The sequence below is a fragment of the Dietzia cercidiphylli genome, from assembly GCF_014145145.1.
GTDB lineage: Bacteria > Actinomycetota > Actinomycetes > Mycobacteriales > Mycobacteriaceae > Dietzia > Dietzia natronolimnaea.
In genome coordinates, this window is the sequence record NZ_JAALEA010000225.1 from 1 (window position 1) to 11,783 (window position 11,783).

The 11,783-nt window shown below is 71.5% G+C and carries 12 protein-coding genes; 6 read left to right on the forward strand and 6 right to left on the reverse strand.

What is annotated here, in order from left to right:
* A partial coding sequence (locus G6028_RS08605) for an alpha/beta-hydrolase family protein (RefSeq protein WP_182658636.1) occupies positions 1–1,029 on the forward strand: 1,029 nt, incomplete at its 5' end.
* A gap of 74 nt (positions 1,030–1,103) precedes the next feature.
* Here G6028_RS08605 and G6028_RS08610 read toward each other — a convergent pair.
* Complete coding sequence (locus tag G6028_RS08610) at positions 1,104–2,969, reverse strand: ABC transporter ATP-binding protein (protein ID WP_182609954.1); 1,866 nt, start codon at positions 2,967–2,969, stop codon at positions 1,104–1,106.
* A gap of 229 nt (positions 2,970–3,198) precedes the next feature.
* Between G6028_RS08610 and G6028_RS08615 the strand changes: the two genes are divergently transcribed.
* Positions 3,199–4,773: a fatty acid desaturase gene (locus G6028_RS08615; protein WP_194306918.1), complete on the forward strand. Its 1,575-nt coding sequence runs from the start codon at positions 3,199–3,201 to the stop codon at positions 4,771–4,773.
* 43 nt (positions 4,774–4,816) lie between these two features.
* Positions 4,817–5,452, forward strand: a complete 636-nt coding sequence (locus tag G6028_RS08620) for a TetR/AcrR family transcriptional regulator (RefSeq protein ID WP_241730643.1) — start codon at positions 4,817–4,819, stop codon at positions 5,450–5,452.
* A gap of 49 nt (positions 5,453–5,501) precedes the next feature.
* Here G6028_RS08620 and G6028_RS08625 read toward each other — a convergent pair whose 3' ends face one another.
* On the reverse strand, positions 5,502–6,260 hold the full coding sequence (locus G6028_RS08625) for a PaaI family thioesterase (RefSeq protein WP_182658637.1): 759 nt from the start codon (positions 6,258–6,260) through the stop codon (positions 5,502–5,504).
* 12 nt (positions 6,261–6,272) lie between these two features.
* On the opposite strand from G6028_RS08625, the gene G6028_RS08630 reads away from it, so the two are divergent.
* Positions 6,273–7,094, forward strand: coding sequence for an SDR family NAD(P)-dependent oxidoreductase (locus G6028_RS08630; RefSeq protein ID WP_187700525.1), 822 nt, complete (start codon positions 6,273–6,275; stop codon positions 7,092–7,094).
* Positions 7,095–7,184: 90 nt separating this feature from the next.
* Here G6028_RS08630 and G6028_RS08635 read toward each other — a convergent pair whose 3' ends face one another.
* Genes G6028_RS08635 through G6028_RS08645 form a run of 3 tightly spaced genes read right to left on the reverse strand, consistent with a single transcriptional unit; the run spans position 7,185 to position 10,106 of the window.
* Positions 7,185–7,883, reverse strand: coding sequence for a PaaI family thioesterase (locus G6028_RS08635; RefSeq protein ID WP_182617359.1), 699 nt, complete (start codon positions 7,881–7,883; stop codon positions 7,185–7,187).
* Positions 7,884–7,923: 40 nt separating this feature from the next.
* Positions 7,924–8,655 carry a PaaI family thioesterase gene (locus tag G6028_RS08640; protein ID WP_304815966.1) on the reverse strand — a complete coding sequence of 244 codons (732 nt, stop codon included), beginning with the start codon at positions 8,653–8,655 and terminating at the stop codon, positions 7,924–7,926.
* Positions 8,655–10,106 (reverse strand): FAD-dependent oxidoreductase, encoded by a 1,452-nt coding sequence (locus G6028_RS08645; protein ID WP_179524020.1) that lies wholly within the window; start codon positions 10,104–10,106, stop codon positions 8,655–8,657. Before G6028_RS08645 ends, G6028_RS08640 begins: the two co-directional genes overlap by 1 nt.
* Positions 10,107–10,159: 53 nt before the next feature.
* Between G6028_RS08645 and G6028_RS08650 the strand changes: the two genes are divergently transcribed.
* The gene (locus G6028_RS08650; RefSeq protein WP_182658638.1) at positions 10,160–10,714 is read left to right on the forward strand and encodes a nuclear transport factor 2 family protein; all 555 of its coding nucleotides are present in this window, start codon (positions 10,160–10,162) and stop codon (positions 10,712–10,714) included.
* 10 nt (positions 10,715–10,724) lie between these two features.
* On the forward strand, positions 10,725–11,195 hold the full coding sequence (locus G6028_RS08655; RefSeq protein WP_182658639.1) for a hypothetical protein: 471 nt from the start codon (positions 10,725–10,727) through the stop codon (positions 11,193–11,195).
* A 19-nt stretch (positions 11,196–11,214) separates the two neighbouring features.
* Here G6028_RS08655 and G6028_RS08660 read toward each other — a convergent pair.
* Positions 11,215–11,783 (reverse strand): MFS transporter (locus G6028_RS08660; RefSeq protein ID WP_182658640.1); only part of this gene is annotated, 569 nt, incomplete at its 5' end.

Here is an 11,783-nt window from a genome sequence, read left to right on the forward strand (position 1 = left end):
GCCGCCGAGAGGTCGGGGTCGCCGGCGTCCGCGCAGGCGTGGGAGAGCCTGGGCAGGGAGGGCCGGACCTTCGTCGCGGGCGGGCCCACCGCGAGTGAGATCGAGGAGGTGACGGGGCGGGCGGCGCGCACCCCGATCCGTGTCTACGCCGGGCATGACGCGGCCGGCACCGTCGAGGAGGCCGCCGACCTCGTGGTGGCCGAGCTCCACCGCACGGGAGCCTTCGACAGGTCCGTGCTGGCCGTCGCCACCACCACCGGGCGCGGATGGGTCAACCCCCGCGTGGCCGGGGCCCTCGAGTACACCACTGGCGGAGACTCCGCGATCGCGGCCATGCAGTACTCGTTCCTGCCCAGCCCCCTGGCGTTCGTGGCCGATCGGCAGTCGCCCCAGCGCGCGGGACGCGCCCTGTTCGAGGCGGTGGAGCGCGCCGTCGCGGACGTGCCCGAGGCCCGTCGCCCCGCACTCGTCGCGTTCGGGGAGAGCCTCGGCTCCTTCGGGGGGCAGACCGCCTTCGGTGGTGCCCAGGACATGGTGGCCCGGACCGACGGCGCGCTGTGGGTGGGCACGCCCAACTTCTCACCGCAGTGGTCCTACCTCACCGCCCACCGCGATGCGGGCTCGCCGGAGCGACTACCGGTGATCGACGGCGGTGAGCACGTGCGCTTCGCCGCCGGCGGGCCGGATCTGGATCTCGACGGCGCGCCCTGGTCCTCTCCGCGGATCGTCTACTGGCAGCACGCCTCCGATCCCATCACCTGGTGGTCGCCCGACCTCCTGCTGCAGCGCCCGGACTGGCTGCGGGAGCCACTGGGCCCCGATCTCGACCCAGGGGTGCGGTGGACCCCGTTCGTGACGTTCTGGCAGGTCACCCTGGACATGGTGTTCTCCGCGGAGGTCCCTGCCGGCCACGGTCACACCTTCGGGCCGGACGCCGCGCAGATGTGGGCCCGGATCCTGGACCCCCCGGGCTGGGCCGACGCCGACACCGACCGGGTCCACGACGCGATCGCCGGGGGACGCTACTGACGGGGGTGCTGTCGACCGGTGAGAGTGCTGCTGACCGGTGGGGGTGCTGCTGACCGGCCCCGCCGACGCGGCTGCTACTCCTGGTCCGCGAACTGGGTCTCGTACAGCTCGGTGTACCGCCCACCCGCGGCCAGCAGCTCGGGGTGGGTGCCCGACTCCACCACGCTGCCGCCCTCGAGCACGAGGATGCGGTCGGCGGCGCGCACGGTGGACAGTCGATGGGCGATCACCAGGGACGTCCGGTGGGACATCGCCTCGGTGAGGGCCTCCTGGACCGCGGACTCGTTGGTGGAGTCCAGTGCGCTGGTGGCCTCGTCCAGCACCACCACGGAGGGCTCCGCGATGAGCAGCCTCGCGATGGTCAGGCGCTGCCTCTCGCCGCCGGAGAGGCGGTAACCGCGGTCGCCGATGACGGTGTCCAGCCCGTCGGGCAGCGACCGGACCAGCTCCTCCAGCCGCGCCCGGCGCAGGGCGTCCCACACCAGCTCGTCGGTCACCTCCGGACGGGCGAAGGTCAGATTGGACCGGATCGTGTCGTGGAAGAGGTGGCCGTCCTGGGTGACCATGCCCACCGTCCGACGCAACGACGACGAGGTGACCTCACGCACGTCGAGGCCGGCCACCCGCACCGCCCCCGAGTCCACGTCGTACAGCCGCGGGAGCAGCGACGCGATGGTCGACTTGCCCGCGCCCGACGATCCGACCAGTGCGATCATCTGCCCCGGTTCGGCGTGGAAGCTGACCCCGTGCAGGACCTCCTGCCCGCCGCGGGTGTCGAGTACGGCGACCTCCTCCAGCGAGGCCAGGGAGACCTTGTCGGCCGAGGGGTAGGAGAACCGGACGTCGTCGAACTCGATGGCGGCGGGGCCCTCGGGCACGTCGACGGCGTCGGGGGCGTCCTTGAGCAGCGGGTCCAGGTCCAGGACCTCGAAGACCCGCTCGAAGCTCACGATAGCGGTCACCACGTCCATCGGTGCGTTGGCCAGCGAGGTCAGCGGGCCGTACAGGCGGGTCAGGAGGAGGGCGAGGGCGACGACGGACCCCGCGTCCATCCCGCCGGTGAGGGCGAACCAGCCGCCGACGCCGTAGACCAGCGCGAGGGCCAGGGTGGAGACCAGCGTCAGCGAGTTCATGAACACGCTCATGAGCAGCGCGGTGCGGACCCCGATGCCCCGCACCCGACCCGCGCGGGAGGCGAACTCCGCGGACTCGGCGTCGGGGCGGCCGAACAACTTGACGAGGGTCGCGCCGCCGGCGTTGAAACGCTCTGTCATCTGGTCGTTCATCGACGCGTTGAGGTCGGAGGCCTCGCGACGGAGCCTGGCCAGGCGCCTGCCCACGTAGCGGGCGGGGAAGAGGAACACCGGTAGCAGCAGCACCGACATGAGGGTCAGCTGCCAGTTGATCCCGGCCATCACCACCAGGGTGAGGATGAGCTGGACGAGGTTGGACACGACCCCGGAGAGGGTGTCCGAGAAGGCCCGCTGGGCGCCCAGGACGTCGTTGTTGAGCCGACTCACCAGCGCACCGGTGCGGGTACGCATGAAGAACGCGACCGGCATGGTCTGGACGTGGTCGAACACCGAACGGCGCAGGTCGAGGATCAGACCCTCGCCGATTCGCGCCGACCAGAACCTGGTCACGACGTTGTTGACCGCCTCGACGATGCCGATCACCGCGATGGCGGCGGCGAGGAGGAACACCACCCGTACCGCGGCGCCGTCCACGATCGCGGTGACCACCCGGCCGGCGAGCAGCGGGGTCACCACGGCGAGGGAGGCCCCGAACACGGACAGGATCAGGAACAGGACGATCAACCGGGTGTGCGGTCGCGCGAACTGACCGATCCGGTGGAAGTTCTCGCGGGTGAAGACGCTGCGGTCGAGCGTGATGTTGTTGTTCTCGGCCCGCATCAAGGTGCGCATGGCGGCCTGCTGCATCGTCACGTCCGCCACTCCTCCCGCGTCGGAGTGGATCCGACGACCTGTCGGTACAACTGCGCGGACCGCCCCCTTATTCCGCACCGGCCGGTGGAACGGATGGCCTCGTCGTCGTCCTCCCTGGACAAAATCAGACCCCATGTCTAGACATGGCCCGGGAATTTGTCTAATCTTGTCTCCAGACAGTGGCGTAGGCCACATCACCAGTGATCTTTGGAGGTCGTTGACGATGTCCAGCACCGAGTACATCCGCCCCCGGGGCGCAGACGAGCGTCCCGACCGGGACCCCACGACGGACCCCACGACGGACCCCGCCGCCCGGGACGCCGCCGCCCAGGACACCGCCGCGGTGGGTGACGCCACCGACGCCGCGGTCGAGCCGTACGCGTGGACCGACGCCAAGCGGTACCTGTGGCTGCTCGGCCTGATCCCGGCGATGGGGCTGTTCCTCTCGATGCCGTTCGTCATCGGGTTCAACGGGCTGGGTCTGGGCTGGGCCGCCACCGCCGCGTGGTTCCTGCTCCCCGTCCTGGTCTACGTCGCCATCCCCCTCGGCGACCTGGCGGTCGGAGCCGACGGCCAGAACCCGCCGGACGAGGTGATGGACCGGCTCGAGGCGGACCCCTTCTACCGCTGGTGCACCTACCTGTACATCCCCTTCCAGTACGCGTCCCTCATCGTCGCCTGCTACCTGTGGACCGCCCAGGACCTGTCGTGGCTCGGCTACGACGGCGGGCTCGGGATCGCCGCCTCGATCGGTGTGGCCTGGACGGTGGCCATCACGGGCGGGATCGGGATCAACACCGCGCACGAACTCGGCCACAAGATCGCCGGGAGCGAGAAGTGGCTGTCCAAGGTCGCCCTGGCCACCACCGGGTACGGACACTTCTTCATCGAGCACAACCGTGGGCACCACGCCCGCGTCGCCACTCCCGAGGACCCGGCCAGCTCGCGCTTCGGCGAGTCGTTCTGGGCGTTCCTGCCGCGCAGCGTCGTGGGATCCGCACGGTCGGCCTGGCACCTCGAGTCCGAGCGGCTCGGTCGCCTGGGCAAGAGCCCGTGGACGATCCGCAACGACAACCTCAACGCGTGGCTCATGACCGTCGTGCTCTTCGGCGGACTGATCGCCGTGTTCGGCTGGGAGGTCGCGCCCTGGCTCCTCGTCCAGGCGGTCTTCGGCTTCTCGCTGCTGGAGGTGGTCAACTACCTGGAGCACTACGGCCTCAAGCGGCAGAAGACCTCCGCCGGCCGCTACCAGCGCTGCCGCCCGGAGCACTCGTGGAACTCCGATCACCTGGTGACCAACATCTTCCTGTACCACCTGCAGCGCCATTCGGATCACCACGCCAACCCGATGCGCCGCTACCAGGTCCTGCGCAGCTTCGAGCAGGCCCCGCAGCTGCCGTCCGGGTACGCCACGATGATGGTCCTGGCCTACGTGCCGCCGCTGTGGCGCAAGGTCATGGACAAGCGGGTGCTGGCCCACTACGACGGTGACATCACCCGGGCCAACATCCAGCCGTCCAAGCGCGAGAAGATCCTCGCCCGCCACGGGGTCGATGCGGCCGCCGCCGGCTCCACCGCGGTGGCGGAGAAGGTGGTCGCGGACACCGACATCGCCGCCGACCAGACGTCGCCGACCGGCGAGTACGTGTGCCCGAACTGCGGGCACCACTACTCCGAGGCGGCCGGCGAGCCGCGTGAGGGATTCCCGCCCGGGACCCCGTGGTCGGCGATCCCCACCACCTGGCGGTGCTCGGACTGCGGCGTCCGCGACAAGGTCGACTTCCTGCCCGTGAAGTAGCCCTCCACCACCCGCGGACGCCAGATCAGGAACAATGGACCTCATGCCGCGCCGCCCCTCCACCAGTGACCGACGCTCCTCCGGGGATTCCCAGGGGGAGCGTTGGTCGCCTCGCCTCACCGTCTTCGACGCGATGCACGAACTGTTGGAGTCCCGTGACTGGTCGGCCGTGACCATGTCCGACGTGGCCAAGGCCGCAGGACTGAGCCGCCAGACGCTCTACAGCACGTTCGGCAACCGTCAGGGCCTGGCCCAGGCGTACGCGCTCCAGCTGTCGGAGACCTTCGCCGGCGAGATCCGGGACTCCATCATCAGGCATCCCGGGCAGATCGAGCTGGCCCTGAGTGAGGGGATCAACGGCTTCCTGCGGTCCAGCAGTCGTGACCCGCTCATCCGGGCGCTCGTGACGGGGGACATCAAGCCGGACCTGCTGCGGCTGATCACCACCGAGGCGGGGCCGCTCATCGAGCGCGCCACCGAGGTGCTCGTGCCGGCCCTGTCCGAGAGCTGGATGCGGATCGAGGCGAGCCAGGCCCGGCTGGCGGCCTCGATCATCGCCCGGATCGGCATCAGCTTCATCTCGCTCCCGCCCGAGGACCCGGACCAGTTGGCCTCGGGCCTGACCGAGGTGATCGCCCCCTACCTGCAGAAGGTCGTGCAGGTCGACCTCCAACACTGAGTCGGCGGCGCCCCGGGGTCGACAAACCGGGGCCAGGTGTCGGGTCCGGTCAGGCTCCGTCCCCCACGGTCGACCGCCGATCCGGGTGACCCGGTACCGCGACGCTCGCCTCGAGGAAGAGCCCGCGGGCCTCGACGCACAGCCGGTCGCCCGCGTGGATGGTCGCCTTGGTCCAGGTCTTGCGGCCGTCCACCTCGTCCACCCACGAGCGGAACGTCAGCGGCCGCAGCAGCGGCGTGGGTGACCGGTAGTCGATCTCGTAGTGGGCCGTCATGCCGTAGCGGCCTCCCCAGTGGTTCGCGAAGCCCATCATGTGGTCGATGATCAGCGCGCTGATCCCTCCGTGGACGCACCCGGGAGGGCCCTGGTAGGCCAGTCCGAGCGTGACCTCCGCCGTCACCGACCCGTCGTCACACCCGAAGAACCGCACCGGCGGGGCGATCGGGTTCTCCGGACCGCCGACGGGGTTGGCCCGGCGGGACCCGGCGCCGGTCCACATGGCCTCCAGCCGACGGGCCGGCTCCGGCACGCGGGGCTCGAGGAGGTCCGCGGCCTCGGCCAACCGGTCCGCGATGTCCCCCAGCTCGACCTCCGAGTGGGCGAGCCCGGCGATCGCCTCACGCAGCCTGCGCAGCTCCGCCACCGAACGATCGAGATCGGGATCCGGCGTGGGCAGGTCGGGGACCGCGATCGGATCGAAGGTGTCCCCCAGTCGCTCCCGCATGCTGCTCAACTGGAAGTCGTCCACGCCCTCGATCCTCGGGAGCGGACCTCGGCCGATTTCAGGACTGTCGCTGTCGTTGGTCATACTCTGGAGACTATGTCGACACCCGTCAAAAAGAAGCAGATCGATCCGTCCACGTACGGCCCCTGGGCTCTGGTCGTGGGCGGCAGCGAGGGAGTGGGTGCCGAGATCGCCCTCCGCCTGGCCGACGCCGGCGTCTCGTCCGTGCTGGTCGCCCGCCGGAGCGGACCCCTCGAGGAGACCGCCGAGGCCGTCCGCGCCCGGGGCGTGGAGTGCCGCGTGCTCTCCGTCGACCTCACCGGGCCCGGTGCCGCCGACGGGATCGCCGCCGCCTGCGAGGGACTGGACGTGGGGCTGGTGGTCCTCAACGCCGGGGCCAACACCTACGGCGCGGAGTTCGCCGAGTCGGACATGGAGCGGGTCCAACAGGTCATCGACCTCAACATCACCTCGCCGCTGGCGGTCATCCGGCACTTCGCCCCCGCGCTCAAGGCCCGCGGCCGGGGCGGCATCGTGGTCATGGGGTCGATGGCCGGCTACCTCGGACACGCGGACATGAGCATCTACTCGGCGGCCAAGGCGTTCAGCCGGGTCTTCGTGGAGGGGCTGTGGCTGGAGATGCGCGAGCACGGGGTCGACGTGGTCGAGGTGATCCTCGGCGTGACCCGGACCCCGGCCATGATCCGCGCCGGTCTGGACATGGATCTCCCGGGCATGACCGTGAGCGAGCCCGCCGACGTCGCCGACGAGGTGCTCGCGTCGATCGGCGAGGGCCCGGTCCACGTCTGCGGCGGGGAGGGCAATCTCAAGGGCGTCGAGTTCAGCTCCGGAGTGGAGCGCGGCCGGATCGTGGCCGGGGCGCACAAGCGGATGAAGGCCCTACGCGGCGAGGGCTGAGCGGCTCCACCGACGCGTCGCGTCCCCGCCCCCCGGGACCGGACGCCGGCCCGCTCAACCCGGGACCGGACGCCGGCCCGCTCAGCCCGGTCAGCCCTCGATGGGACGGTCCCGCTGCGCGTCCGAGATCCCCCGGGGTTCGATGAACAACGCCTCGGCGCGCGCGCACAGCGTCTCGCCGGTGTACACGGTGGCGCTGGCCCAGATCTTGCGGCCCTCCACGCGGTCCTGTCGCGCCTCGAACCGCAACGGGGCGTACAGCGGGGTCGGCGAGATGTAGCTGACCCTCAGGTCCGCGGTCAGGCCGACGCTCTTGGCGGCGGCGTTGGCCAGGCCCAGCATCTCGTCGAAGACCAGCGCGACGATCCCCCCGTGCACGCACCCGGGAGGGCCCTGGTACTCGATGCCCAGTCGCAGATCCGCCCGCACGGTCGCGTCGGGCAGAACTACCGGCTCGAGCGGCGGGGAGACCGGGTTACGGCTGCCGATCGCGGGGTTGGAGGCGAGATGCTCCGGAACGCCCCAGGTCGCGTAGTCGGAGGGACGCACCATGGTGCCGACGGCCTCGAGATGGTCGGCGAGCTCCCGGACGGTCCTGACGGCGTCGTGGACGTCGTCGAAGCGAGACCCCGCCACGAGTCCCCGCACCCGGCGCAGTTCTCGGGCCAGGTCGGTGGACCCGGAGGCGTCGTCGTCCTGGCGCAGGAACGGGGCCCCCTCCTCGCCGGCCGAGGCGGGATCGGTCGTACCGAAGGGGCGGTCGTCGGTGGCGGAGGTATCGGTGGTCACGAAAACCGAATCTACTCCGCATTCACCCGGTCGCCGCCGGTCACCCTCCCGCGAGGCGGCGCCGGTTCTCCAGGAGCAGGCCACCGGGTTCGACGAACATGCCCTCGGCGGTCGCACACAGTCGATCGCCCGCGTGGATGGCGCCCTGCGCCCAGATCTTGCGCCCCTCCACTCTGACCTGCCGACCGGTCACCACGATCGGCTCGAGGACGGGGGTGGGGCTGCGGTAGTCGACGTCCAGGTAGACGGTCATCCCGGTGGTACCGGCGTGGAAGTTCGCCCGGCCCAGCACCACGTCGAACAGCAGCGAGACCACTCCGCCGTGCACGCACGCGGGCGGGCCCTGGTACTCCAGACCCAGCGTCACCTCGCCGCGGAGGGTCCCGTCGGCCAGGATGTCGAACCCGATCGGCGGGGCGAGGGCGTTGGAGCGGCCCACCACCGGGCAGTTGGTGACGTAGTCACCCGACGACCACGTGACCGCCTGCCTGCGCTCCGTGCTCGCCGAGGCCGCCTCCAGCCGGTCGGCCACCTCACGCAGCCGGTCGGTCAGCGGGGCCAGGTCGGTGTCGAACAACCCCCCGGTGGTCAGCGCGCGGATACGACGCACCTGCTCCACCAGCGCGTAGAGGCCGGCCTCGTCGTCGTCGACCTCGTCGATCCGTTCCCCGCCCCCGCGTGACGGGTGCAGCGGACCCGTCTCCACCACGGGTCGTGCCCGCCGCGGGACGGCCACCGGACCGGTGGCCCCGCCACCCGGGTGATCGGTCACTACCCGGTCCCCTGCGCCGCCCCGCGACCGGCGCGGCGGCCGAAGAACGAGCCGTCGCCCAGGGACGTGCCGGAGATGTAGCCCTCGCCGTGCAGGCCGTGGGTGCAACGGCCGGCGGCGAACAGGCCGGGGATCGCCTCACCCGCGCGGTCCAGCACCCTCGACTGCAGGTCCGTGTGCAGCCCGCCCAGGGTGAATCCCTGTGGTTTGAGGGGGAGTCCGTTGAACGAGTCCGGGCCGCCCGCCCCGGTGGGGTAGGCGCCGAACGGGGGCTCGAGCGGGCGGACCCAGCGTGAGCTCTTCCCGAACTGGGGATCCTGGCCGTCGCGCGCACCGGCGTTGTAGCGGCGGAGGGTGTCGGCCAGAGCCTCCGCCGGCAGCCCGCAGTCCGCGGCGAGTTCCTCGATGGTCTCCGCGGCGTGCATGGGCTGCATCCCCCACAATTCGCTCTCCGGGACGTCCTCGATGCCCTTCTCGTCGATGATCACCCACACCGGCGGCCGGCGGTGGTGCACGGCCGCGTGGCAGTACAGGCCCGGGTAGACCTCCTCGTTGATGAAGCGCTGGCCGTCGCCGTCCACGAGCATCGCCCCCACCGCCAGCCGCGGGATGATGAGCATCGCCGTCTCGGTCTGGTGCATGCGGCGCACGGCGGCGCCGACGTCCATGCCCATCTCGATCCCGGAGCCGTCGTCGCGGCCGTCGGAGACCTTGTCCTTGCCCACCTGCTGCGGAGCCCACTGCTCGAGCATGCGGTCGTTGTCGACGAACCCGCCGGTCGCCAGGACCACCCCGCGCGTGGCGCGGTACTCGCGCTCCTCGCCGAACTCGGTCGCCCGCACGCCCACCACCCGGCCGTCGGCGACGATCAGCGATCGCGCCCTGACATCGCAGTGCAGCGTCACGCCGGCCTTCCGCGCGGTGGCCACCAGGGCGTCCATCAGCACGTTGCCGGCGAAGTTCGGGGCGGGCGGGCGATGTCCTCGCGCCGCGGGCCGCGCGATCGAGGCGTAGGGCTCGGCCCGCTCACCCATCCACATCAGTCCCGAGTCGTCCCCCGGCATCCACGTGGGGGTGTCCCAGAGCTTGTGGTTGAACTCCGCACCGTGCGCCACCAACCAGTCGTGGTGCTCGACCGCGCCCGCGCAGTAGTCGGCGATCTTGGCCTCGTCCGCGTTCGGACCCAGTGCCGCGGTGAGGAAGGCGCGCATGTCCTCCTCGGTGTCCTCCACCCCGAGCGCCCGCTGGGTGGCGGTGCCGCCGCCCAGGTAGACCTCGCCCCCCGACTGCGAGGACGACCCCCCGGGGCCGGACGCGCCCTCCAGCACGACGACCGTCGCGCCGGCCTCGGCCGCCTCGATCGCCGCGCACGCCCCCGCGATGCCCATGCCGATCACCACCACGTCCGCGGTGTGTGGCGATGGACGAGTGTCTGGCCTGGTGTCCGTCATGGCCGAAACTATAACGTGTTCATCGCCTGAGACGGCGCATTAGTGTAGTGCTCATGACTTCCCCTCCCGCCACGTCCCGCCTCGACGCCCTGGAAGCCCGCCTCGCGTCGGCCGAGACCCGGATCACCGACACCCGCGCCCGGCTCGACGCCGCCCAGGACGAGCTGGCCGTCCTGCGGATCCTCGCCGCCTACTCCCCCCGGGTCGACTCCGGGGACGCCGAGGGCGTCGCCGAGCTCTGGACCGCCGACGGGGTCTACGACGTGGACACCGGAGTGCTCGAGGGCCACGAGGGTCTGGCGGGGATGGTGCGCGGTGCCCCCCACCAGGACCTCATCGCCCACGGGTGCGGTCACGTGCCCGGCCTCCCGGTGGTCCTGCTCGACAGCGACAGGGCCGTGGCCACGGGCTACACCCAACTGGTGGTCCGATCCTCCCGGCCGGGGCGCTACACCGTGATGCGCGTGACGGCGAACCGCTGGGAGCTCGAGCGCCTCGGTCCGGTGGACGCGCCCGACCGCGGCTGGCGGGTAGTGCTGCGGACCGCCCGGGCGGTCACCGACGACGGCGAGGGCCGACGCCTGCTCGGCAGGTCCCGCGAGGGGTAGCGTGAGCCCCATGCTCCGCCGACACCCCGCGGTCCCCGACCCCACCCTCCGCGCGGGACGGCTCGCGCTGCTCACCACGTGCGCGGCCCACCTGGGATTCCAGTCGATGGTCACCTCGGTCGTCTACCCGACCCTGTTCGAGGGTCCGACGATGGGGATCGCCGAACGCCAGGCCGAACACGCCCGCCGGATCGCCCCGGTGGCCCTGACCCTGTACGCCTCGGGTCTGGGTGCCGCCGCCTGGGCCGCCTACGGATCGGTCCGGTCGCACGACCGTGGCGGCCTGACCGCCACCGTCGTCGCATGCCTCACCACCGTCGCGGTCCCGGCACTCACCGCCGGGGTCGTCCCGCTCCACATGGGGATCGCCCAGGAACAGGTCACGAGACCCCGCATCCGGACCCTGTTGGCCTCGGACCGGATCCGCACCGGCCTGGCCGCGATCGGGGTGGCGGCCGCCGCCCAGTCACTCAGCAGCTGACGGTCACTGCAACTGACAATCACCCCGCCGCTGACGGTCCACTCCCCCGGCCCGGTGGCCGCATCCGGGCCACCGCCAGCAGAGCACCGACCGCGATCACCGAGACCACCACCGACATCAGGTGGAAGGCGGTGGTGAGGCCGACGACCTCGGACAGCAGGGCCGCCACCACCGCGGGGATCCCCAGCGAGAGGTAGGCCACGACGAACAGGGCGGAGAAGACCTCCCCCCGGGAACTGTCGGGGGCGTTCTGCGCGACGAGCGACGTGCCCATGAGGAACAGCAGCCCCATGCCCACTCCCGTGACCGCCGAACCCACCACGAGCCCGGGCACCGACGCCGCCGCGAGCGCCAGGGAGGCCGTGGCCAGCCCCACGACGAGCGTCACGCCGCCGATCGCGACACCCCTGCGCCACTGTTCCTGACCCGCGCGCAGGTTCCACACCAGCTGGGCCACCGCGGCGGCGGCCTGCAGGCAGGCGACCACCAGGCCGGTCACCAGGTAGTCCGACCGGCCGACGAGGTCCTTGGCGATCGCCCCACCCAGACCGAGGAAGACCCCGCCCACGGACCACGAGGCGATCACGC

Excerpts from the sequence above, each read along its gene's own strand:
- G6028_RS08615 (WP_194306918.1), top strand. The coding sequence starts at position 3,199 with ATGTCCAGCACCGAGTACATCCGCCCCCGGGGCGCAGACGAGCGTCCC.
- G6028_RS08625 (WP_182658637.1), bottom strand. The coding sequence starts at position 6,260 with ATGACCAACGACAGCGACAGTCCTGAAATCGGCCGAGGTCCGCTCCCG.
- G6028_RS08645 (WP_179524020.1), bottom strand. The coding sequence starts at position 10,106 with ATGACGGACACCAGGCCAGACACTCGTCCATCGCCACACACCGCGGAC.
- G6028_RS08650 (WP_182658638.1), top strand. The coding sequence starts at position 10,160 with ATGACTTCCCCTCCCGCCACGTCCCGCCTCGACGCCCTGGAAGCCCGC.
- G6028_RS08620 (WP_241730643.1), top strand. The coding sequence starts at position 4,817 with ATGCCGCGCCGCCCCTCCACCAGTGACCGACGCTCCTCCGGGGATTCC.
- G6028_RS08655 (WP_182658639.1), top strand. The coding sequence starts at position 10,725 with ATGCTCCGCCGACACCCCGCGGTCCCCGACCCCACCCTCCGCGCGGGA.
- G6028_RS08610 (WP_182609954.1), bottom strand. The coding sequence starts at position 2,969 with ATGCAGCAGGCCGCCATGCGCACCTTGATGCGGGCCGAGAACAACAAC.
- G6028_RS08630 (WP_187700525.1), top strand. The coding sequence starts at position 6,273 with ATGTCGACACCCGTCAAAAAGAAGCAGATCGATCCGTCCACGTACGGC.